The organism is Flexivirga endophytica (assembly GCF_014640635.1).
GTDB lineage: Bacteria > Actinomycetota > Actinomycetes > Actinomycetales > Dermatophilaceae > Flexivirga > Flexivirga endophytica.
In genome coordinates, this window is record NZ_BMHI01000001.1 from 570,965 (window position 1) to 592,517 (window position 21,553).

19 protein-coding genes are annotated in these 21,553 nt (G+C 67.0%); 12 read left to right on the forward strand and 7 right to left on the reverse strand.

What is annotated here, in order from left to right:
* Positions 1-43: 43 nt before the first annotated feature.
* The 8 genes from IEX71_RS02585 to IEX71_RS02620 all read left to right on the forward strand — a co-directional run bounded on the left by IEX71_RS02585 (position 44) and on the right by IEX71_RS02620 (position 12,022).
* The gene (locus tag IEX71_RS02585; protein ID WP_188835380.1) at positions 44-1,054 is read left to right on the forward strand and encodes a TraR/DksA family transcriptional regulator; all 1,011 of its coding nucleotides are present in this window, start codon (positions 44-46) and stop codon (positions 1,052-1,054) included.
* Entirely contained in the window at positions 1,018-1,635 is a 618-nt protein-coding gene (gene lspA, locus IEX71_RS02590) for a signal peptidase II (protein WP_229749397.1), read from the forward strand. The genes IEX71_RS02585 and lspA overlap by 37 nt, the downstream gene beginning before the upstream one ends.
* Positions 1,628-2,560: an RluA family pseudouridine synthase gene (locus IEX71_RS02595; protein WP_188835381.1), complete on the forward strand. Its 933-nt coding sequence runs from the start codon at positions 1,628-1,630 to the stop codon at positions 2,558-2,560. Before lspA ends, IEX71_RS02595 begins: the two co-directional genes overlap by 8 nt.
* Before the next feature lie 231 nt (positions 2,561-2,791).
* On the forward strand, positions 2,792-6,358 hold the full coding sequence (gene dnaE, locus IEX71_RS02600; protein WP_188835382.1) for a DNA polymerase III subunit alpha: 3,567 nt from the start codon (positions 2,792-2,794) through the stop codon (positions 6,356-6,358).
* A 254-nt stretch (positions 6,359-6,612) separates the two neighbouring features.
* Positions 6,613-7,941, forward strand: coding sequence for an ABC transporter substrate-binding protein (locus IEX71_RS02605; RefSeq protein ID WP_229749398.1), 1,329 nt, complete (start codon positions 6,613-6,615; stop codon positions 7,939-7,941).
* The gene (locus tag IEX71_RS02610; protein WP_188835384.1) at positions 7,934-8,893 is read left to right on the forward strand and encodes a carbohydrate ABC transporter permease; all 960 of its coding nucleotides are present in this window, start codon (positions 7,934-7,936) and stop codon (positions 8,891-8,893) included. The genes IEX71_RS02605 and IEX71_RS02610 overlap by 8 nt, the downstream gene beginning before the upstream one ends.
* Entirely contained in the window at positions 8,890-9,723 is an 834-nt protein-coding gene (locus IEX71_RS02615; RefSeq protein WP_229749399.1) for a carbohydrate ABC transporter permease, read from the forward strand. Before IEX71_RS02610 ends, IEX71_RS02615 begins: the two co-directional genes overlap by 4 nt.
* A gap of 187 nt (positions 9,724-9,910) precedes the next feature.
* Positions 9,911-12,022: a S9 family peptidase gene (locus IEX71_RS02620; protein ID WP_188835385.1), complete on the forward strand. Its 2,112-nt coding sequence runs from the start codon at positions 9,911-9,913 to the stop codon at positions 12,020-12,022.
* A gap of 107 nt (positions 12,023-12,129) precedes the next feature.
* On the opposite strand, the gene IEX71_RS02625 is transcribed toward IEX71_RS02620, so the two are convergent.
* The 5 genes from IEX71_RS02625 to IEX71_RS02645 all read right to left on the reverse strand — a co-directional run bounded on the left by IEX71_RS02625 (position 12,130) and on the right by IEX71_RS02645 (position 14,718).
* Positions 12,130-12,990: a universal stress protein gene (locus IEX71_RS02625; RefSeq protein WP_188835386.1), complete on the reverse strand. Its 861-nt coding sequence runs from the start codon at positions 12,988-12,990 to the stop codon at positions 12,130-12,132.
* 164 nt (positions 12,991-13,154) lie between these two features.
* Complete coding sequence (locus IEX71_RS02630) at positions 13,155-13,568, reverse strand: HIT family protein (RefSeq protein WP_188835387.1); 414 nt, start codon at positions 13,566-13,568, stop codon at positions 13,155-13,157.
* Between the two features lie 18 nt (positions 13,569-13,586).
* Positions 13,587-14,051, reverse strand: coding sequence for an SRPBCC family protein (locus IEX71_RS02635; RefSeq protein ID WP_188835388.1), 465 nt, complete (start codon positions 14,049-14,051; stop codon positions 13,587-13,589).
* Positions 14,052-14,116: 65 nt separating this feature from the next.
* A complete protein-coding gene (locus IEX71_RS02640) occupies positions 14,117-14,389 on the reverse strand; it encodes a DUF4031 domain-containing protein (protein WP_188835389.1) in 273 nt (90 codons plus the stop codon).
* A complete protein-coding gene (locus tag IEX71_RS02645; protein WP_188835390.1) occupies positions 14,386-14,718 on the reverse strand; it encodes a hypothetical protein in 333 nt (110 codons plus the stop codon). Before IEX71_RS02645 ends, IEX71_RS02640 begins: the two co-directional genes overlap by 4 nt.
* Before the next feature lie 95 nt (positions 14,719-14,813).
* Here IEX71_RS02645 and IEX71_RS02650 point away from each other — a divergent pair, with 95 nt between their 5' ends.
* Entirely contained in the window at positions 14,814-15,701 is an 888-nt protein-coding gene (locus IEX71_RS02650) for an arylamine N-acetyltransferase family protein (protein WP_188835391.1), read from the forward strand.
* Between the two features lie 25 nt (positions 15,702-15,726).
* On the opposite strand, the gene IEX71_RS02655 is transcribed toward IEX71_RS02650, so the two are convergent.
* Entirely contained in the window at positions 15,727-15,933 is a 207-nt protein-coding gene (locus IEX71_RS02655; protein WP_188835392.1) for a hypothetical protein, read from the reverse strand.
* 54 nt (positions 15,934-15,987) lie between these two features.
* Here IEX71_RS02655 and IEX71_RS02660 point away from each other — a divergent pair, with 54 nt between their 5' ends.
* Positions 15,988-16,476 carry a MarR family winged helix-turn-helix transcriptional regulator gene (locus IEX71_RS02660; RefSeq protein WP_188835393.1) on the forward strand — a complete coding sequence of 163 codons (489 nt, stop codon included), beginning with the start codon at positions 15,988-15,990 and terminating at the stop codon, positions 16,474-16,476.
* A 32-nt stretch (positions 16,477-16,508) separates the two neighbouring features.
* Here IEX71_RS02660 and IEX71_RS02665 read toward each other — a convergent pair whose 3' ends face one another.
* Positions 16,509-17,105: a TetR/AcrR family transcriptional regulator gene (locus tag IEX71_RS02665; protein ID WP_188835394.1), complete on the reverse strand. Its 597-nt coding sequence runs from the start codon at positions 17,103-17,105 to the stop codon at positions 16,509-16,511.
* Positions 17,106-17,140: 35 nt separating this feature from the next.
* On the opposite strand from IEX71_RS02665, the gene IEX71_RS02670 reads away from it, so the two are divergent.
* On the forward strand, positions 17,141-18,598 hold the full coding sequence (locus IEX71_RS02670) for an MDR family MFS transporter (protein ID WP_188835395.1): 1,458 nt from the start codon (positions 17,141-17,143) through the stop codon (positions 18,596-18,598).
* A 77-nt stretch (positions 18,599-18,675) separates the two neighbouring features.
* Positions 18,676-21,459: a phosphoenolpyruvate carboxylase gene (ppc, locus tag IEX71_RS02675; protein WP_229749400.1), complete on the forward strand. Its 2,784-nt coding sequence runs from the start codon at positions 18,676-18,678 to the stop codon at positions 21,457-21,459.
* Positions 21,460-21,553: the final 94 nt, after the last annotated feature.

Sequence of the window (21,553 nt, forward strand, 5' to 3'; positions counted from 1 at the left end):
CCAACGCAGGTGTCTCGGTCCGCTGCGAGAGGAAGAGGATGCGATGCCCGCCAAGAAGACGGCCGCAACGTCCAGCTCCACGGGCCGGTCACGTGTGACCGCGGCCCTTCGCAAGGCCACGGGCGCCGTCGCCAAGGCGGCGGGCCGCGCGGAGTCCTCATCACGACCGGCCACCACGACGGCTGCGAAGAAGGCGGCCGCCAAGAAGGCGGCTGGGAAGGCCGGCGGCACCAAGGCCGCCAAGAAGGCGACCTCGAAGTCCGCAGGCGCGAAGTCGGCCGGCCCGAAGAAGGCGGCGGCCAAGACGACGCCCGCGAAGAAGACCACGGCCAGCAAGGCCGCATCGGCGACGAAGACGGCGACCGCGAAGAAAACGACCGCGCAGAAAACGACTACCCAGAAGACGGCCAAGAAGACGCCGGCCAAGAAGGCACCTGCGAAGAAGGCGTCTGCGAAGAAGGCGCCGGCAGGCAGGACCAGCACCAAGACGGCCGCGACGAAGCCCGCAGCCACCAACAGCACGGCCGCCACGAAGAGTTCGGCGACCAAGAGCACCACCTCCACCCATCCGAAGCCCGCCGCCAAGAGTGCGGCTCCGACGAAGAAGGCCGCCACGAACACGACGACCCAGAAGGCCGCTCAGACGGCCTCCAAGACTCCCCGCAAGCTCAAGGTTCGCGACGACGAATCCCCATGGACCGCAAAAGAACTCGCCGCCGTGCGGGCCGAGCTCGAAGGCGACGTCGAGCGACTGACCTCTGAGCTCAGCGGTTTCGAGAGCGACATCGCCGGTCTGATCAAGGACAGTGGCGACGGCGCCGGCGACGACCAGGCCGACACCGGTGCCAAGACGTTCGAGCGGGAGCACGAGTACTCCCTCGCGCAGAACTCCCGGGACCTGCTGGAACAATCGGTGCATGCGCTCGAGCGCATCGACGACGGCACCTACGGAGTTTGTGAAAATTGTGGCAACGCGATCGGCAAGATGCGGTTGCAGGCATTCCCGCGAGCGACGCTGTGCCTGACGTGCAAGGCGCAGCAGGAGCGGCGCTGAGTTCCGACCCATCGGCCGACGAGCAGCACGAGCAGCAGCCCGCCCCGAAGACGCGAAACCGACCGTCGACGCAGCTGATCGCGCTGCTGGTCGGTGTCGCTGTCGTCGGCTACGGCCTCGATCAGGGCACCAAGGCGTGGGCCTCGGCCTCGCTGGACCCGATGCGGCCCAAGCACGTCGTCGGCGACCTGCTGAAGCTGCACCTGACGAGCAACCCCGGCGCTGCGTTCTCGATCGCCACCAACGCCACCTGGGTGCTGACGATCGTGGCGATCGTCGTCATCGTGGTCACGATCTTCATCGCGCGCCGGTTGCGCAGCAAGCCCTGGGCGTGTGCCCTCGGGCTGCTGATCGGCGGGGCACTGGGCAACCTGACCGACCGGTTCGTGCGCTCCCCGGGTGGCGGCAAGGGTCACGTCGTCGACTTCCTGGAGTTGCCGCACTGGCCGATCTTCAACATCGCCGACTGTTGTGTGGTGAGCGCCGCGTGCCTCATCGCGCTGTTGGCGTTCCTCGGCATCGGCATCGACGGCCGGCGTGTCTCAGCGACCAAATCGAAGGACGACGCAGCGGATGACTGAGGTCAAGGCTCTCGGCATACCGGACGGGCTCGAGGGCGAGCGGGTCGACACCGCGCTCGCCCGGGTGCTCGGCTTCTCCCGCACCCAGGCCGCCCAGCTGGCCGCAGACGGAGAGGTGACGGTCGACGGCAAGGTCGTCGGCAAGTCCGACCGCGTGAGCGCCGGACAGTGGCTCGAGGTCCGTATGCCGGACCGCGTCGGCCCGCGCGTCGCCGAGGTCAAGCCGCAGATCGTCGAGGGGCTGCGGATCGTCCACGACGACTCCGAGATCGTCGTCATCGACAAGCCGGCCGGTGTCGCCGCACACCCCAGCGTCGGCTGGAACGGCCCGGATGTCGTCAGTGGGCTGGCGGCTGCCGGTTATCGCATCTCGACCTCCGGGGCCGCCGAACGCCAGGGCATCGTCCAACGACTCGACGTCGGCACCAGCGGCCTGATGGTCGTGGCCAAGAGCGAGCGCGCCTACACCGTGCTCAAGCAGGCCTTCCGAGACCGCACGGTCGACAAGACCTATCACGCACTCGTCCAGGGCCTGCCCGATCCGGTGGTCGGCACCATCGAGGCGCCGATCGGCCGGCATCCCGGGCACGACTACAAGTTCGCGGTGATGCAGTCCGGCAGAGCCAGCACCACCCACTACGAGCTGCTCGAGGCGTTCCGGTCGATGAGCCTGCTCACGATCCATCTGGAGACCGGGCGCACCCATCAGATCCGCGTGCACTTCGCCGCGCTGCACCGGCCGCTGGTCGGCGATCCGCTCTACGGCTCGGACCCGACCGTCGCCAAGCGCCTCGGTCTCGAGCGGCAGTGGCTGCATGCGACCGAACTCGGTTTCGCGCACCCCGGGTCGGGGGAGTGGGTCACCTTCAACAGTCCCTACCCGGCCGACCTCGAGCACGCGCTGGAGATCGCCCGCGACGCGTGACGTCGCGCCATACAACCAGGTCGCTACTGTCGTCGGTTTGTCGCCCGATCGGGGCCAGTATGGCGAGTGACTCGCTACTGTCGTCACTTTGTCGCTGGTGCGTGTCCCGAAGTGTCAACGGTCGCGAGGTCGGCACCCGACGGGTCCCGCCGCCCCATACCACCAGCCACATTCGTCACATCCGAGCGTGCCATGACGCTCCTGTCCGAACCCCGATCTAGACTCATCGCGATGTCCGATCCTGCCGCCTCCACAGACTTCGTGCACCTGCATGTGCACACCGAATACTCCATGCTCGACGGTGCCGCGAACGTCGGGCGGATGTTCGAGGAGGTGGAACGTCTCGGCATGCCGGCGATCGCGATGAGCGATCACGGCAACATGTTCGGGGCCTACGAATTCTTCGGCGCCGCAAAGGGATCCCCGGTCAAGCCGATCATCGGCATCGAGGCCTACGTCGCACCAAGCACGCGCCATTCGCGCAAGCAGGAGTTCTGGGCGCCGGGCGGTAAGCGCGACGCCAACGTCGACGGTGAGGGCGGCAAGGATGTCTCCGGTGGCGGTCGCTACACCCACATGACGATGTGGGCCAAGGACGCCGCCGGCCTGCGCAACCTCTTCAAGCTCAGCTCACTGGCCAGCTTCGAGGGCTACTACATGAAGCCGCGCATGGACCGCGAGCTGCTGGCCGAGCACGGCAAGGGCATCGTCGCCACCACCGGCTGCCCGTCCGGTGAGGTGCAGACCCGGTTGCGGCTCGGCCAGTTCGATGAGGCGGTCGCGGCCGCGGCGGCATACCAGGACATCTTCGGCAAGGAAAACTACTTCCTGGAGCTGATGGACCACGGCCTGGACATCGAGCGATCGGTGCGGTCGGGACTGTTGGACATCGCCAAGCGGCTCGACATACCGCTGCTCGCGACCAACGACAGCCACTACGTCACTGAGGGCGAGGCCGACAGCCACGACGACCTGCTGTGCATCGGCGTCGGCAAGAACAAGGACGACCCGGGCCGCTTCAAGTTCAACGGCACCGGCTACTACCTGAAGTCCGCCGACGAGATGCGCGAGTTGTTCCGCGAGCTGCCGGAGGCCTGCGACAACACCCTGCGGGTCGCCGAGATGATCGGCGACTACAGCGAGGTCTTCACGTATGTCGACCGGATGCCGCAGTTCCCGGACGTCCCGGAGGGTCAGACCCAGGCGTCGTTCCTGCGCGAGCAGATCCAGGTCGGCCTGCAGGAGCGCTACGACGGCAACCCGAGCCAGGAAGTGCTCGATCGGATCGAGACCGAGATGAAGGTCATCGAGCCGATGGGCTTCTCGTCATACTTCCTCGTGGTCGCAGACATCTGTAAATACGCGCGCGACAACGGCGTCCCGGTCGGCCCGGGCCGTGGTTCGGCGACCGGCTCGATGGTTGCCTACCTGACCCGCATCACCGAGCTCGATCCGCTGGAGCACCAGTTGCTCTTCGAGCGGTTCCTCAACCCCGAGCGCATCAACCCGCCGGACGTCGACCTCGACTTCGACGATCGCCAGCGCGACAAGATGGTGCAATACGTCACCAACAAGTACGGCGCCGAATACACCGCACAGGTCAACACCTTCTCCACCATCAAGGCCAAGGCGGCGATCAAGGACGCCAACCGCATTCTCGGCTTCCCGTTCAGCCTCGGCGACCAGATCTCCAAGGCGATGCCCCCGGACGTGCAGGGCAAGGGCGTGCCGCTGGCTGCGACCTATGACGAGAAGCATCCGCGCTACACCGAGGGCGTCGACTTCCGCGCGATGATCCAGGCGCAGCCGGAGGTCAAGAAGGTCTTCGACACCGCTCGTGGGTTGGAGGGCAAGATCCGCGGCACCGGCGTGCATGCCGCCGCGGTCATCCTGTCGTCGGCGCCGCTGCTCGACCTCGTCCCGATGCACCGCCGGGACAAGGACGGCACCATCATCACCGGGTTCTCCTACCCTCAGTGCGAGGACATGGGCCTGGTCAAGATGGACTTCCTGGGGTTGCGCAACCTCGGCATCATCGATCAGGCGCTCGCCAACATCAAGGCCAACCGTGGCGAGACGATCACGACCGAGACCATCCCGCTGGACGACGAGAAGACCTACAAGTTGCTCGCCAGCGGCGAGACGCTCGGTGTCTTCCAGCTCGACGGCGGCGCGATGCGCAGCCTGTTGCGGCTGATGGTGCCGACCCGGTTCGAGGACATCGCTGCCGTGCTCGCGCTCTACCGGCCGGGCCCGATGGCCGCCAACGCGCACATCAACTACGCAGAGCGCAAGAACGGTCGCCAACCGATCACGCCGATCCACCCGGAGTTGGAGGAGGCGCTGGAGCCGATCCTCGGCACCACCTACCACCTGCTGGTCTACCAGGAGCAGATCATGGCGATCGCCCGCGAGCTCGCGGGCTACACCATGGGCGGCGCCGACCTGCTGCGCCGGGCGATGGGTAAGAAGAAGCCGGAGATCCTGGCCAAGGAGTGGGACCACTTCTCAGCCGGTATGACGGGCAACGGCTTCTCACCCGAGGCCACCCAGGCGTTGTGGGACGTCATGCTGCCGTTCTCCGGTTACGCGTTCAACAAGTCGCACACCGCCGGCTACGGCCTGGTCTCGGTGTGGACCGCCTTCCTCAAGGCCAACTACCCGGCCGAATACGCTGCCGCGCTGCTCACCTCGGTCGCAGACTCCAAGGACAAGATGGCCATCTATCTGGCCGACACCCGCAAGCAGGGCATCCAGGTGCTGCCGCCGTCGGTCAACGAGTCGTCGCACGATTTCACCGCTGTCGGTGAGGACATCCGCTTCGGGCTGGGTGCGGTCCGCAACGTCGGCGAGAACGTCGTCGACGCGACGGTTCGGGCGCGTGAGTCGAAGGGCAAGTTCTCCTCGTTCGACGACTTCCTGCGCAAGGGCGGCACCGCGGTATGCAACAAGCGCACCGTCGAATCCCTTGTCAAGGCAGGTGCTTTCGACGATCTGGGACACACCAGGCAGGGCCTTGTCGCCATACACGAGACCTATGTCGACTCCCTCGCCGACGAGGCCAAGAAGAGCGAGCAGGGGCAGGAGAGCCTCTTCGCCGGGTTCGGTGACGACGAGGGCGTGAGCCTGGCGGCGCTACCGCCGATCCCGGACATGGAGTGGGACAAGCAGACCAAGCTCGCCTTCGAGCGCGACATGCTCGGGCTCTACGTCTCCGACCACCCGCTCTTCGGCATCGAGCACGTGCTCGCGCAGCACGCCGACGTCTCGATCGCCAAGCTGCACGGTGACGACGCACCGAAGGAAGGCTCGATGATCACCATCGCGGGCCTGATCACCGGGCTGCAGCTCAAACGCAACAAGCGCGGCGAGCTGTGGGCGATCGCGACGGTCGAGGACCTCGAGGGCAGTGTCGAGGTGTTGTTCTTCGCCAAGACCTACATGACCGTCTCCACGATGCTCAGTCCGGACACGGTCTGCGTGATCAAGGGCCGGGTGATGGAGCGCGACGACACGATCTCGCTGTCCGCGCAGGAGTTCACCATCCCCGAGATCAAGGGCGACATCCGCGGGCCGGTCGTGCTGACCCTGCCGCTGGTGCGCGCCAACAACGGCCTGGCGCACCGGCTCAAGGGCGTCCTCGGCGAGCACCCCGGCGCGACCGAGGTGCACCTGAAGTTGACCCAGCCGGGGCGGTCGGTGACCGTGCGGCTCGAGGACGGGCTGCGGGTCACCGCGTCACCCGCGCTCTTCGGTGACCTCAAGGCGCTGCTCGGCCCGGCCTGCCTGGTGGGATAGCGCCTCTGGCGGATTGAGTAGCAGGGGGGAGGGGCGGGGTCCCTGCGAAGTATTCGGAGGAGCGAAGCGGGGGAGACACTTCGTGGGGTGCCGGAGCGGAGGATGCGTATCGAAATCGCCCTTGCCGGACCTCCCGATCAAGCCAGATGTGTCTTCATAACGATATGTTTTCGATCATGACGCGTTATTCGATTCGGGGTCGTCAATTCAGAACAGACGAAGGAGTCCCGAGAAGCGTTGGTGTTGCGGGGAGCTTGCGACCGCAACCGCCAACGCGCACTGGGACTCCTCGTACGCCATCACGGCGTCAGCTGCTGGCCGCCGGTGGCGGGATCCTCCTCTCGGGCGCGCTCGCGGCGTGCGGTGGCAACACCGGCCGGTCCTCGGGCGGCAGCGGGGACGGCAGTAGCGCGGGCGGTGGAGGCGCGGGCGGCGGTGGGGCGATCTCGCAGTGGTACCACCAGTACGGCGAGCAGGGCACCGAGCAGGCCGTCAAGAAGTATGCCGCGGCATACAAGAAGGCCAAGGTCAACGTCCAGTGGATCCCGGGCAACTACGACCAGAAGTCGGCAGCTGCGCTGCTCACGAAGTCCGGGCCGGACGTCTTCGAATACGGCAACGGCCCGACGATCGACATGATCACCGGCAAGCAGGTCGTCGACCTGACCGACGTGTTCGGAGATGCCAAGGACGACTTCACCGCGTCACTGCTGGACCGTATGACGTGGAAGGGCAAGATCTACGGCGTTCCACAGGTCGTCGACATGCAGCTGTTCGTCTATCGCAAGTCGATGCTGCAGAAGGCCGGCGTCCAGCCGCCGAAGACACTGGACGACCTGGTGGCGGCGGCGAAGAAACTCACGACCGGGAAGGTCAAGGGTCTCTTCCTGGGCAACGACGGCGGCGCCGGCATCCTGGCCGGACCGGTGCTGTGGAGCAGCGGGCACGACTACCTCAAGGACGGCGAGCCCGACTTCGCCAACGCAGACGTGGCGGGCGCGCTCGCCAAGTTCCACGAGCTCTTCACTTCCGGTCACCTGTTACTCGGCGCACCGACCGACTGGTCCGACCCGGGCGCCATCACGAGTGGCCTGACCGCGATGCAGTGGACCGGGTTGTGGAATTTCCCGATGCTCAAGGACAAGCTCGGCGACGATTTCGGCGTGCTGCCGTTCCCGGCGATCGGCACGTCCGGCAAGCCGTCCGTCCCGGTCGGTGCCTACGCCTCGTGCGTCAGTGCCAAGGCAAAAGACGTCGCGGCAGCCAAGGCGTTCGTGAAGTGGCTGTGGGTCGACCAGACCGACGATCAGCTGGACTTCGCGCAGAGCTACGGTTTCCACGTGCCGTCCCGGCAGAGCCTCATCGGCAAGGCCACCAAACTGCAGTCCGGAGAAGCGAAAACGGCGGCCGGCTACCTCAAGACCTACGGCCACCCGCAGACGCCACTGCTGTGGTCGCCGAAGTCGGCGACCGCGATGACCGATGCGATCGACAAGATCGTCCGCTCGGGCGCCGACTCGAGCAAGAGCCTGGCCGGTGTGGCGAAGACGGTGACGGCGGAGCTGAAGCGGATCGGTGGCTGAGCAGACCGTCGAGCGTGCCGGTTCCGCGCCGGCGCGACCGGCGAGTCCGCGCCGCAAGTGGACCGACAGCCCGCACCTGTGGTTCTGGATCTTCGTCGGCCCCTTCATCGCGGGACTGCTGGTCTTCGTCGTCATACCCATCCTGTGGAGTGTGTGGCTGAGCTTCTACGACGCCCGAAACACCGTCACCCCAACGCATTTCGTCGGATTCGACAACTACCGCCGGATGCTGGGGGACGCCAGCTTCCGGTCCAGCCTGATCACGTTCGTCGTGTTCGCGGCGTTCATCGTGCCGACGACGTTCGTGCTGTCGCTCGGGCTCGCGGTGCTGGTCAACGGCGTACGGCGTGGCAAAGCGTTCTTCCGGTCGGTGTTCTTCCTGCCAACTGCGTGCAGCTATGTCGTGGCGGCGATGATCTGGCGGCATTCGCTCTTCGGTGGCACCGCAGCCGGGATGGTCAACACCGTCATGGGCTGGCTCGGTGGTGCGCCGATCGCGTGGCTGTCGATCGTGCACCCGCCGTGGTACTGGCTGGTGCTGGTCAGCGTGCGGCTCTGGCTGCAGGTCGGCTTCTTCATGGTGCTCTTCCTCGCCGCGTTGCAACGGGTCCCGCAGCAGCTCTACGAAGCCGCCGCGCTCGACGGCGCGACCGGCTGGAAAGCGTTCCGGTACATCACCTTCCCGCAGCTGCGAGCGACCTCGACAGCCGTGCTGATGTTGTTGCTCGTCAACGCGTTTCAGGCGTTCGACGAGTTCTACAACGTCTTGTCGACGACGGGCGGCTACCCGCCGTACGCCCGGCCGCCGTTGGTCTACCTCTTCAACGTCGCGCTCGGCAACGGCCAAGACTTCGGTGACGGCAGCGCCGGTGCCGTCATACTCACGCTGATCATCGCGATCTTCGCCCTCCTGCAGGGTCGGTTCACCGGCATCGGGAGGCGAGAATCGTGACGAGCAATCTGAGCGCACGCGCCGCTCGCTACCTGGTGCTCGGCGTCGCTGCGTTGATCTTCCTGGTGCCGTTCTATCTGCTGCTGCGCGGTGCGCTGTCGAGCGAGCAGCAACTGGTCGGCATCGATCACTGGACCTGGTTCCCGACGAACCCGCAGTGGTCGAATTTCGCTGACACGTTCAACAATTCGACGGTTCCGCTCGCGCGCAGCATGTTCAACTCGCTGGCGATCGCGGTGACACAGACGGTGCTGGTGCTGGTCATCTCGGGTATGGCGGGCTACGGCCTTGCGCGCTCCACGGTCCGCTACGCCAACGCGGTCTTCTATCTGATCGTGGCGACGTTGCTCATCCCGGCGGCGGTGACGTTCGTGCCGTCGTTCGTGATGGTGTCGTCGCTAGGGTGGGTGTCGACGCTGCGCGGGCTGATCATCCCGGGGCTCTTCCAGTCGCTCGCGACGTTCCTCTTTCGGCAGTACTTCCTCGGCTTCCCGAAGGAACTGGAGGAGGCGGCCCGGATCGACGGCGCCGGCCCGATGCGCACCTTCCTGTCGATCGTCGTGCCCAACTCGTGGGGATTCACCGCCGCGATCGCCACCATCACGTTCATCGGTAGTTGGAACTCGTTCCTCTGGCCGCTGGTGATCGGCCAGGACCAGTCGGCGTGGACCGTGCAGGTGTCGCTGTCGACCTACATCACGGCGCAGTCGGTGGACCTGTCCGGCATGTTCACCGCGGCGCTGGTGTCGATGGTGCCGCTGCTGCTGATGTTCCTCTTCCTGCAGCGCTGGATCGTCGCCGGAGTAGAACAAACGGGGATCAACGAGTAAACGAGTAGTTGTTGCATGGATGCCGGGGTGGCAGCAGACCGGCATAAACGAATAGCCACTCTCCCCGAGCGGACAGGCAAACATCGAGAGGACAGGCGATTCGGGCCGAATTCAGCCTGCATCGCCTGTCCTCTCGATGAACGGGTGTCCTCTCGGCATGAATGTGTGGGGCTCGTAGAGTTGGCGGGTGACTCCTCTACAGCCGCCACGTGCGCGGCGCGAACCCAGCACGCGCACGTTTCACGATGATGTCTTCACCGACCACTACGAGTGGCTGCGCGACAAGGAATCGCCTGAGGTCATCGCGCATCTGGAGGCCGAGAACGCCTACACCGAAGCAGTGACCGATCACCTGAAACCGTTGGCGGACAAGGTTTTCGGCGAGATCAAGGCGCACACGAAAGAGACGGATCTGTCGGTGCCGGTCCGGATGGGGGACTGGTGGTACTTCACCCGCACCGTCGAGGGCGAGCAGTATGCCGTCCACGTGCGGGTGCCGTATGTCGCCGGCGCCGAGCGGCCAGACCCGCAGCCCGGGACACCGTTGCCCGACGAGCAGGTCCTGTTGGACGGCAATGCCGAGGCGAAGGGCCACGACTTCTTCGAGCTGTCCGACCTGGCCGTCAGCCACGACGGGACGAAGGTCGCGATCGGGCTCGACATCGCCGGCGACGAGATCTACGACCTGTCGGTGCGTGACGCCGCTACCGGTGCAGTGCTCGACGACGCGGTCCGCCGCATCGGCAACGGAGTCGTCTGGTCGGTCGACGGCCGGCACCTGTTCTACACCCGCCGCGACGACGCCTGGCGGGCCAACGAGGTGTGGCGCCACGAGATCGGCACGCCCGTGGGGCAGGACGCGCTCGTCATCCGCGAGGACGACGAGCAGTTCTCGCTGATGATCGGGGAGTCCCGCGACGAGCGCTGGCTGATCGTGATGATCGGCTCGAGCACCACGACCGAGGGGCACCTGCTCGACCTGACCGACCCGACCGGTGAGCTGCGTGTCGTGCAACCGCGCGTCGCCGGGCTCGACTACGACGTCGAGGTCGACGGCGGCCGGATTCTGGTCGTGCACAACGCTGCTCGCGTCGACTTCGACCTGGCGCAGGCTCCGATCGAGACGCCGGGACGAGAGCACTGGCAGCCCGTGATGACCGGCGAGGACGGCGACCGGATCCTCGGCGTCGACGCCTTCGCCGACTTCGTCATCGTGTCGATGCGGCACGACGGGCTGCGCACGCTGCGGCTGCTGCCCAAGGGCGAGGACGCGGCCTTGGGGGAGGCTCGCGCCATACCCGTGGAGCCGGAGTTGCACACGCTCGCGCTCGGCAACAACCCTGAGTATGCAATGGGCACAGTGCAGCTGGTGCTCACGTCCTGGCTCACGCCGAGCAGCGTCCTCGACTACACACCCGACACCGGCGAGCTGCAGCTGCTCAAACAGCGTGAGGTGCCCGGCTTCGATCAGCAGCTGTATGCCGAGGAGCGCCTCTGGGTGACCGCCGAGGACGGCGCGCGGATCCCCGTCTCGCTGGTGCGACGCCGCGACATCGAGGCGGACGGCAGCAACCCCGGATACATCTACGGCTACGGCTCCTACGAGATGTCGTTCGATCCGTACTTCTCCGTGGCTCGCCTGTCGCTGCTGGACCGTGGTGTCGTCTACGCCGTCGCCCATGTGCGTGGCGGCGGCGAACTCGGCCGCAGGTGGTACGACGACGGCAAGCTGCTGGCCAAGCGCAACACCTTCACCGACTTCGTCTCCGCATCCCGCGCGTTGATCGACCTCGGCTGGGTTCACCCGGATCGCCTTGCGGCAGAAGGCGCTTCGGCCGGCGGGCTGCTGATGGGCGCGATCGTCAACCTCGCACCCGAGCTGTATGCCGCAGTCCATGCAGGCGTGCCGTTCGTCGACGCGCTGACGACGATCCTCGACCCGTCGCTGCCGCTGACCGCCGGCGAATGGGAGGAGTGGGGCAACCCGATCGAGGACCCCGAGGTCTACGCCTACATGAAGTCCTACACGCCATACGAGAACATCCGGGCGACCCGTTACCCGGCGATCCTGGCCACGACCAGCCTCAACGACACGCGTGTCTTCTACGTCGAGCCGGCCAAGTGGGTGCAGCAACTGCGCGAGACCGTCGAGGCCGATCCGGCCCGACCGATCGTGCTCAAGACCGAGATGGTCGCCGGGCACGGCGGTCGCAGCGGACGGTATGACGGCTGGCGTCAGTCGGCGTTCGAGTACGCCTTCCTGCTGGACCGGATCGGCGCGACCAAGCGGGTTGAGTAGCGGAGGGGCGCAGCGGCGGAGGCGTATCGAAACCAGGTGGATCGAGGCCTTGCGGGGTTTCGCTACGGCCTCGCCCAGCGGCTCGTCCTACTCGACCAGCTGTGGCGTCAGTGCATGATCAGCACGGGCGACGTGGCGTGCGACAGCAGGTCGACGGCGACCCGCCCGAGGGTCAGGCCCTCGAAGCCGCCGATCCCGCGGGCACCGACGACGACCAGGTCGCTCTCGTGCGACTTGTCGACCAGCACCCGGGTCGGGTTGCCGTCGACGAGGTCGGTCAGCACCTTCACACCGGGGTGCTGTCGCTGCTGATCGGCGATGGACGCCTCGATCTGTGATCGGGCGGTCGCCATGTAGGACTTCCAGTCGACACTGCCGAGGCCGGGATCCTTGGCGTCGTCCGGCTGCCAGACGTGCACCACCTGCAGGTCCGCCTGGGTGCGCTCGGCCTCGGCGAAGGCCCACGCGAGTGCCTTGCGGCTGTGCGCGGACCGGTCCACGCCGGCGGTGATGCGGCCGTATGCCGAGTCGGACTCCTTGCGGATCACCGCGACCGGACACCTGGCGTGAGCGGCCACCTGGTGCGCGGTCTCACCGAGTGAGGAGATGTGCAGCATGCTGTCGCCGTGCGAGCCGATGACCACCAGTCTCGCGTGGGCGCTGGCACGCACCAGAGCGGCGGCCGGGTAGCCGTCGGGGTGCGCGGTGGTGATCGCGAGGCGCGCATCTTTGAGAAGCACCCGGTTGCGACCGCGGGTCAGGACCCGCTCGCCGGCGGCATACAGCTTGTCGGGTTCGGCGCCCATGTTGAAGACGAGATCCGGCCGGTCATGACTGAAGCCGTGGACGAGATGGACCGGCGCGTGCGTCGCATGGGCGTAGTCGGCCGCCCAGTCGAGGGCAGTCATCGAGCACGTCGAGGTGTCGATCCCCACGACGATGCTTCCGGGTTGCACTGAGCCTTCCATGGTTGACCTCCGAGTCGACCTTGGGCGGCGGTCACCAGTGACGGTTGGCCGTCGTCGCGGGGCGCGCCCCCGCCTCCTTCAAGTTAAGCACCAACACTGTGCAGACGCTGATAACGATCTGATCGATGCCCCGATGTCGCCGGGGTGGTCCGTGCCGGTTGGGGTCAGTCGACGGACAGCGCGGATCGCAGTCGTGCGGCGTAGTCGGCCTGCTCGCCGTCGGCATACTTCACTCGGGGCCAGAAGAAGCCGCGCAGGCCGTCGCCCTTGGTGCGGGGCACGACGTGACAGTGCAGGTGCGCGACCGACTGCGACACCTTGTTGTTCATGGCGACGAACGTGCCCTGAGCTCCCAACGCAGCTGGTATGGCGCCGGCGATGCGGCGCACCTCGCCGAAGAACGGCGCCAGGAGCGTGTCGGCCAGGTCCGGCAGGGTGACGACGTGCTCGGTGGGTATGACGAGCACGTGTCCCTTGAACACTGGGCGGTTGTCGAGGAACGCGACCGTGTGGTCCGTGCGTGCGACCTCGTGGGCCGAGTCGCCGTCGACGATCGCACAAAAGACGCAAGCGCTCATGGGTGCGCAAACCCCTTGCTAGACAACAGTTTCGACTTCTTTGCGGATCTCCTGCAGCGTCTGCCGCATGCCGGTGGTGAGCTCCTTCTCGTAGCTCGCCTCACCGCCGAGGAATTTGTCGATCAACGTCGACGAGATCTTGCTGACGCCGCCGGAGACATCGCGGCGCTGGACCAGTCGGGTGCGCGTGTTGTCGTCCAACGGCTCGAGGTCGAAGCTCCACACCGAGTGGTTCTCGGCAATCTCCCAGGCGATCCGCTTGCTGGGGTCGAACGCGACGATCTTGCTGCGGGTGGCCCAGACGCGCACGTCACGTCGGTTGAGATTGATCATGCTGCTGCCCAGTCGCAGCGGGCCGCCGCGCACGATGACCTTGCGGGTCTGGGGGCTCCACTGCGGCATCCGTTTCAGGTCGGAGACGACGTTCCACACCTGCGCCGGGGTCGCGCTGATCTCGATGGAGACCTCGAGGTTTGCTGGCATGCGAATCCTTGCTGTTGCGAGCGTGTTTCGGGGCTGGTCCGTCGAACCTACCAAGTCGGCAGTTGTCAGGGCCGGCGCCGGTCGCGCTCTGGCACGCGCAGGCCGCTGGCGATCAGTCGGCGGATCAGCGTCGAACCGCTTACTTCGACCGCGCCCGCGGCGACCGCGTCCGCATAGCGTTCCTCGGGCAGGTCGTAGTGGTCGTGGTCGAAGAGTCGCAGCGGTATGCCGAGCGCGCCTGCGAACGCGTGCAATTCGTCGTATGACGCATCGCTCACCACGTGCGACCAGAGCCGGCCATGTGCCGGCCAGGCAGGCGGATCGATGAGGACGGTCACGCCCGGGCGACCCGGGTGAACCGCAATCCGGAGCCGTTGGTGGGGCCGTGCTTGGCGACGAACCGCCAGGCGTCGCCGGCTGCGATGTTCACGTCGCGCTGGACGGCACCGAGCGCGGCCTTGGTCCCGCGGTAGCGGAAGAAAGCGCGGATCTCGTGGTGCCCGGGCAGCACCGTCAGGCGCAGCGGCTTGCCCCAACGCGCCACGTGGTCCTCGCCATCGACCTGCACCACGGCGGTGGCGCCGGCGCGCAGGAGCCAGCCGTTCACCCAGTGCGGGGCGACGGTCACGGTGATGGCGGCATCGGAATCGGCATCGGTGGAGGTCATCACCTCCGAGGCTAGCTGGCGGACGACCGGTCGCGTCGGTCGAGGCGGCCCTAAAATCGGTGGTGTCGTCCGCAGGCCGTGGTGAAGGGAGCGTCATGAGCGCAGCTGGCTCGCCATACGCCGAGAAATACCTGGGGCGCGTCGGCCACAGTGGCAGCGTCCGTCCCGGACGCGACCTCCTCGACGAGCTGCTGCGACTGCACGTCGCGTCGATCCCGTTCGAGAACGTCGACAGCTTCGCCCCGGCCGACGGTCGCCTCGGTGTGTCGCTCGAGCCGGCCACCTTGGCGGACAAGATGCTCGGTGCCGTCGACGGCGGACCACGGCGGGGCGGCTACTGCTTCGAGCATGCTGCGCTGTTGCGAATGGTGTTGCCGTCATACGGATTCGAGGCGCGGACCGCCTGCGGTCGGGTGTATGTCGACCCCAATCACGCGCCGACCGCGAAGACCCACAACGTCACGGTCGTGCGGCTGGGGGACCGTGAGCTGCTGGCCGATCCGGGTTTCGGCGGTATGACGCCCACCGCGTCGCTCGACCTGGATCCGACCGGTCAGGCGCAGGCGACGCCCCACGGCAACTACCGGGTGCTGCCGATGGCGGCGGCCGGTGTCGACCTGGCGGCCGCGCCCGACCTGGACGTGATGGTGCAGGCCGAGGTCGACGGGGAGGACGGGAAGCGCTGGATCAACCTCTGCGGGCTGGACCTCGGACCGGTGGTGCCCCAGGACATCGTCGCGCTGAACTGGTACATCGCCACGTCACCGGTCTCACCGTTCGTGCGCGGTTTCGCCGCGGCGCTCGCGCCGGGGCATGAACGAATCACCGTAGCCAACAACGTGACTCGCACTCGACGAGGCTCGGAGGTGACCAAGCGCGAGCTGCGCACAGCGGACGATCTCGACAGCGGGCTGCGGGTCGTGGGTGTCGAGGTCGACCCGGCTGCGATAGCGCGGGTGCGGGAGCGGTTGCGGACGGTGTGACCGACCCGCGCCACCGGCGCGACCGCTAGGAGACGGCGCGCTGTGAGGACTGGACGCGGGCGAAACGCTCCCGGCGCATCAGCTCCCGCGGGTCGCGCTCCAGCGGCCGCTGCCCCGGACCACCCCACGCGAGCAGCGTGTAGTGCAACCGCCAGAAGAAGCGGTAGCCGATGGAGAGGCCGGACTTGTCCTTGGGGATCGGCGTTGGGCGCGGTCGGTCTCGGGGGATCACACTTGAAGTGTACGCAAATAGTTGGTGCACCAACAATTGGTACGCTGCTGCATCATGGATGACGAGACTTTCGACCCGTTGGCGCTGGAGAACCAGGTCTGCTATTCGCTCGCTCTCGCCGCGCGTGGCGTGATCGGCGCCTATCGCGAGGTGCTGGCGCCGCTGGGCCTGACGCACCCGCAATACCTGGTGATGTTGGCACTGTGGCAGGACGAGCCCAGATCCAATCGTGAGCTGGCACAGGCACTTCGGCTGGATCCCGGGACGCTGTCACCGTTGCTCAAGCGGCTGGCGAGGGCCGACTACGTGACCAAGGCACGCGATGCCTCGGACGAGCGCACACTCGCCGTACGCCTGACCCCTCGTGGTCGGGAGCTGCGTGACCGGGCCGTGAATGTGCCGTTGATCATGATCCGCCGGCTCGGTCTGGAGGATCGGGATCTGGGGGCGCTGAACGACGTACTGCACGGTCTGATCGAGGCCGCCGATCACCCCGCGGAGGTGACGTCCGCCGAGCGCCGCGCGCTCGTCGGCACCGTCTGAAGCTGTCCGGATCGAGCGGCGGGCCGCTGCGCTCAGCGCGGGCTGACGAGTGGCAGGAACACCTGGTCGATGATCGCCTCGACCTCGGCGCGGGAGACCTTCCGTTGAGTCAGCATGATGCGCTCTCGCACCAGGTCCGCCGGAACGCCGAGTATCAGATCGGTGATGCGGTCCGGGTCGATCTCGCCGCGCTCGATCGCCCGGTCGATGACGATGCGCAGCCGCTGTGGTCGATCGGCGAGGTAGAGGTTGCGAATCTCCTCCGGCGTCATCCGTTCCGAGGAGTGCATGATCTCCAGGTGGCCGGTCAGCAGGGTCAGGAACTGGCCGACCGTGCGGTTCATGTCCAGCAGCATGATGATCAGGTCCTCGCGCAGTGACCCGCTGTCGGGCACGATCCGGCGCACCTTGGTCCCGCCGTGCCGGATCGCTGCCTTCAGCAACTGGTCGCGCTGTGGCCACCGGCGGTAGAGCACCGGGCGACTGGTCTCGGCGCGGGCCGCCACGGATTCGTAGGTGAACTTCGGGGTGCCGCCTTCCATGAGTTGTTCCCAGGCGGCATCCAGGATCGCCTCCTCCAACGCGGCGCCTCGGCGTCGGGTGGGGGACTCCTTCTCGCTAAGACTCACTTGCGCATCTTAACGCACAGATGCATATTAGATACGTGAACGTATCCAATGACTCCTGTTCGACGTCCGTGCAAGCAGTTCCGGACATCGCTCCGTCGCCGCCGGTGTCCGACCGCCTTGACCGGCAGACCCGGCTGACCCTTGCGGTGCTGGTGCTGGGTGGCATCGCGGCAGTGCTCGACACGACGGTCGTGACCATTGCGCTGCACGACCTGGTGATCGACCTGCACACGTCGGTCGCGACCGTGCAGTGGGTGACGACGGCATACCTACTCGCACTGACCGCCGTCATACCCGCAGTGGGTTGGGCCGAGGCGCGGGTCGGCGGCAAGCGCCTGTGGCTGACCGCTCTCGCCACGTTCCTGACGGGCTCGCTGCTGTGTGCTGTCGCATGGAACCCGTTGAGCCTCATCATGTTCCGCGTGCTGCAGGGTGTCGGCGCGGGCATCGTGATGACGCTGATGATGACGCTCGCCATGCGTGCGGTGCAGGGGCGAGCGACGGCGCGGGTGACGGCGGCGATCAGTCTGCCGATGGCAGTGGGCCCGGTGGTCGGACCGATCCTGGGCGGGGTGCTGCTCGACTGGGCCGACTGGCGCTGGATCTTCCTGATCAACCTGCCGCTCTGCGCGGCCGGCATCATCGGCGCACTGCGGGTGCTGCCGGAGGATGCGCCACGGAGCCGAGCGCGTCCTGTCCTGGATGTCGTCGGCCTCGGCCTGCTCACACCGGGTCTCGCAGTGACGGTCTACGGGCTCTCTCGATGCGGCGATGGAGACGCCGCCGGTGGCTACGGGCTCACTGCGGCGCTCGTCGCATCGGGTTTGTTGCTCATCGCCGGTTTCGTCGGCTGGGCGGCGCGTCGGCGCGAGTCGGCCCTGATCCGGGTGAGCCTCTTCGCGCGGCGATCGGTGGGGTCGGCGTCGTTGATGATGTTCCTCGTCGGCGTGACGCTCTACGGCAGCATGTTTCTGCTACCGCTCTATTGGCAGTTGGCCCGTGGGGAGAGCGCGCTCGGGGCTGCCATGGTGCTGGTGCCGCAAGGTGTCGGGTCGTTGTTGAGCCGAGTCTTCATCGCCCGCCTGGTCGAGCGCTTCGGTGCTCCGATGGTCTGTTTCGCGTCGTTCCTGGTCGCGGCCGTTGCGACGGCACCATTCGCCCTCGCTGACGGGCACACGAGCGTCTGGTGGCTGGGCGTGGTGCTCCTCGTCCGCGGTCTCGGCCTCGGTGCCGTCATGGTGCCGATCGTCTCCAGCGCGTATGTCGGACTCGAGCCGGTCAACGTGCCGCACGCATCGATGCAGACCCGTGCGCTGCAGCAGATGGGTGGCGCATTCGGAGTGGCCGCCGCGGCGATGCTCTTGCAGGCCTTGGCTGATCGGGGCACAGTCGGTCAGTTCCATTGGGTCTTCTGGGTTTTCACCATCCTGGCCGCGCTGGCGTCGGTGGCGAGCTTCTCGCTGCCGGACGGTCGGCTCCGTGAGCCGGTATGACCGCGGCGTGTGCGAGATTGCTCACGTCCCGAGACGAACGCCCACCTGATGGGCGTCCAGGCACCATGCTTGGGGCCATGTTCGATCACATGCTGGCCTTCGACGTCACCGAGCAGGGACGCGCGGCTTCCGAGCCGCTGCGCGAGGACATCCGCCTGCTCGGCGGGATCCTTGGGGAGGTGATCCGCGACCACGAGGGCGAGGAGGTCCTCGATCTGGTCGAGGAAGCACGAACGCGGGCCTTCGCGGTGCGGCGTCGGGAGGAGCACCGCGAGGAGTTCGCGGCCATCTTCGACGGACTGCCGACGAAGCAGGCGATGAAGGTGGTGCGGGCGTTCAGTCTCTTCGCGCTGCTCGCCAACCTGGCGGAGGACCTGCACCGGGAGCGACGCCGGGCGATGCACGTGAACGCCGGCGAGCCACCGCAGGACGGGTCACTGGCAGCGACCTTCGCGAAGCTCGACGAGGCACAGCTGGCCGACGGCACCGTGCGCGACGCACTGGGTGGCGCGACGATCGTGCCGGTGATCACGGCGCACCCGACCGAGACCCGGCGGCGCACCGTCTTCCAGACGCAGTCGCGCATCAAGGAGGTCATGCGCCGTCGTGAGCAGGGCAACCTGACGCCGGCCGAGCTGGCAGCGGGGGAGCGGGTGATCCGGCTGCAGATCCTCACCCTGTGGCAGACCGCCCTGGTGCGCCTGCAGCGGGTGGACATCACCGACGAGATCGAGGTCGGTCTGCGCTGGTTCGACGCTTCTCTCTTCGAGGTCATGCCGCAACTCAACGCGCGCGTGCGCGACGAGCTGGGATCCCGTTACCCGACGGCTAACGTCGCGAAAGAGCCTGTGCTGCGGGCTGGTTCGTGGATCGGTGGCGACCGGGACGGCAACCCCAACGTCACCGCCGATGTCGTGTCGACTGCAACCGGTCGTGCGTCCCAGACGGCGATCCAGCACTACCTGCGCGAGTTGGAGACGTTGGAGGACGAGTTCTCCTTCTCCATCCGGATGGCACGCACCACCCCCGAACTGCTCGAGCTGGCCGCGCTGAACACCTCCGACGAGCGGACCGACGAACCCTTCCGGCAGGTCATCGCCTGGATCCGTGGTCGGCTGTCGGCTACGCACAGCGAGTTCTTCGGCGACTGGTTCGAGGCGGCTGTGGAGGTCGCAGGAGCCGCGCCATACAAGCAGGCAGCGGAGCTGTCGGCCGACCTGGACGTCATCGACGCGGCGCTGCGTGACGGGTCCGGCGCGTTGATCGCCGACGACCGGCTGCTCGGACTGCGTGAAGCGGTGCGGACTTTCGGCTTCCACCTCTACGGGCTCGATCTGCGGCAGGACTCCGGGATCAACGAGGAGACGATCGCCGAGGTCTTCTCGTGGGCAGGGGTGCACCAGGACTACCTGGCGCTGGACGAGGACGCCCGCGTCGAGCTGCTGACCGCGGAGCTGGGCAATCGGCGGCCGCTGATCGGCGAGGGCGCGGAGTTCGGTGAGCAGACGACGAAGGAGCTGGCGATCACCGCCGCGGCGGCGCGTGCGGTGCGGACCTTCGGGCCCGAGGCGGTGCCGAACCACGTGATCAGCATGTGCACCTCGGTGTCGGACATGCTGGAGACCGCGGTGCTGTTGAAGGAGGCAGGCCTGCTCGACCCGGGCGTCACCGGCGAGGGCGCCACCTGCTCGGTGAACATCGTCCCACTCTTCGAAACCATTGAGGATCTTCAGGTTTCGGCGACCACGTTGCGCGCCGCGCTTGCTGTGCCGGTATACCGGGAGCTGGTGGACTCGAAGGACGGGCTGCAGGAGGTGATGCTCGGCTACAGCGACTCCAACAAGGACGGCGGCTACATGGCAGCCAACTGGGCGCTCTACCGGGCCGAGCTCGACCTGGTCGAGGCTGCGCGGGAGACCGGCATCCGGCTGCGGCTCTTCCACGGTCGCGGCGGCACCGTCGGTCGCGGTGGCGGCCCGAGCTACGAGGCGATCCTTGCGCAGCCCCCGGGTGCGGTCCGCGGCTCGCTGCGGCTGACCGAGCAGGGCGAGATCATCGCGGCGAAGTATGCCGAGCCGCCTCTGGCGACGCGCAACCTGGAGACGCTGCTGGCGGCGACCCTCGAGGCGTCGCTGCTGGACGTCGAGGGACTCGGTGACGACACGGCCGACGCGTATGCCGCGCTCGACGAAATCGCAGCGCTGGCAAAGGAATCGTATGCCGACCTGGTGCACCGGACCGACGGCTTCGTGGAGTACTTCACGACTTCGACCCCGGTGGCCGAGATCGGCTCGATGAACATCGGCTCCCGGCCGTCGTCGCGTCGGCAGACCAAGGAGATCAGCGACCTGCGCGCGATCCCGTGGGTGATGTCGTGGTCGCTGTCGCGGGTGATGCTGCCGGGCTGGTACGGCACCGGTAGTGCCTTGGAGCAGTGGGTCGGCGACAACGAGTCGCGGCTCGAAACGTTGCGTGGCTACTACGAGCGGTGGCCGTTCTTCCAGACGGTGATGTCGAACCTGGCACAGGTGATGGCAAAGTCGGATCTCGGGATCGCAGAGCGGTATTCGCGGTTGGTCGAAGACGAGGCGCTGCGTGAGCGGGTGTTCTCCAAGATCGTCGACGAGCACCAGCGGACGCTGCAGATGTTCGCCCGAGTGACCGGTCACGAGGACCTGCTGTGGGACAACGCCGCGCTGAAACGCTCTGTGTTCAACCGGTTCCCCTACCTCGAGCCGCTCAACCACCTGCAGATCGAGCTGCTGCGGCGCTACCGCAAGGGCGATGACGACCCCCAGGTCCAGCGCGGCATCCTGCTCACCATGAACGGTCTCGCAACGGCGCTGCGCAACTCCGGCTAAGTGGACTCGCTGGTCGATCGCCGCTGGGGGAGCGAAGCGGGGGATCGGTGTGCGAGACCTGTGAGGTTCGAGCGTCTCGAGGTCCCGCGCCAAG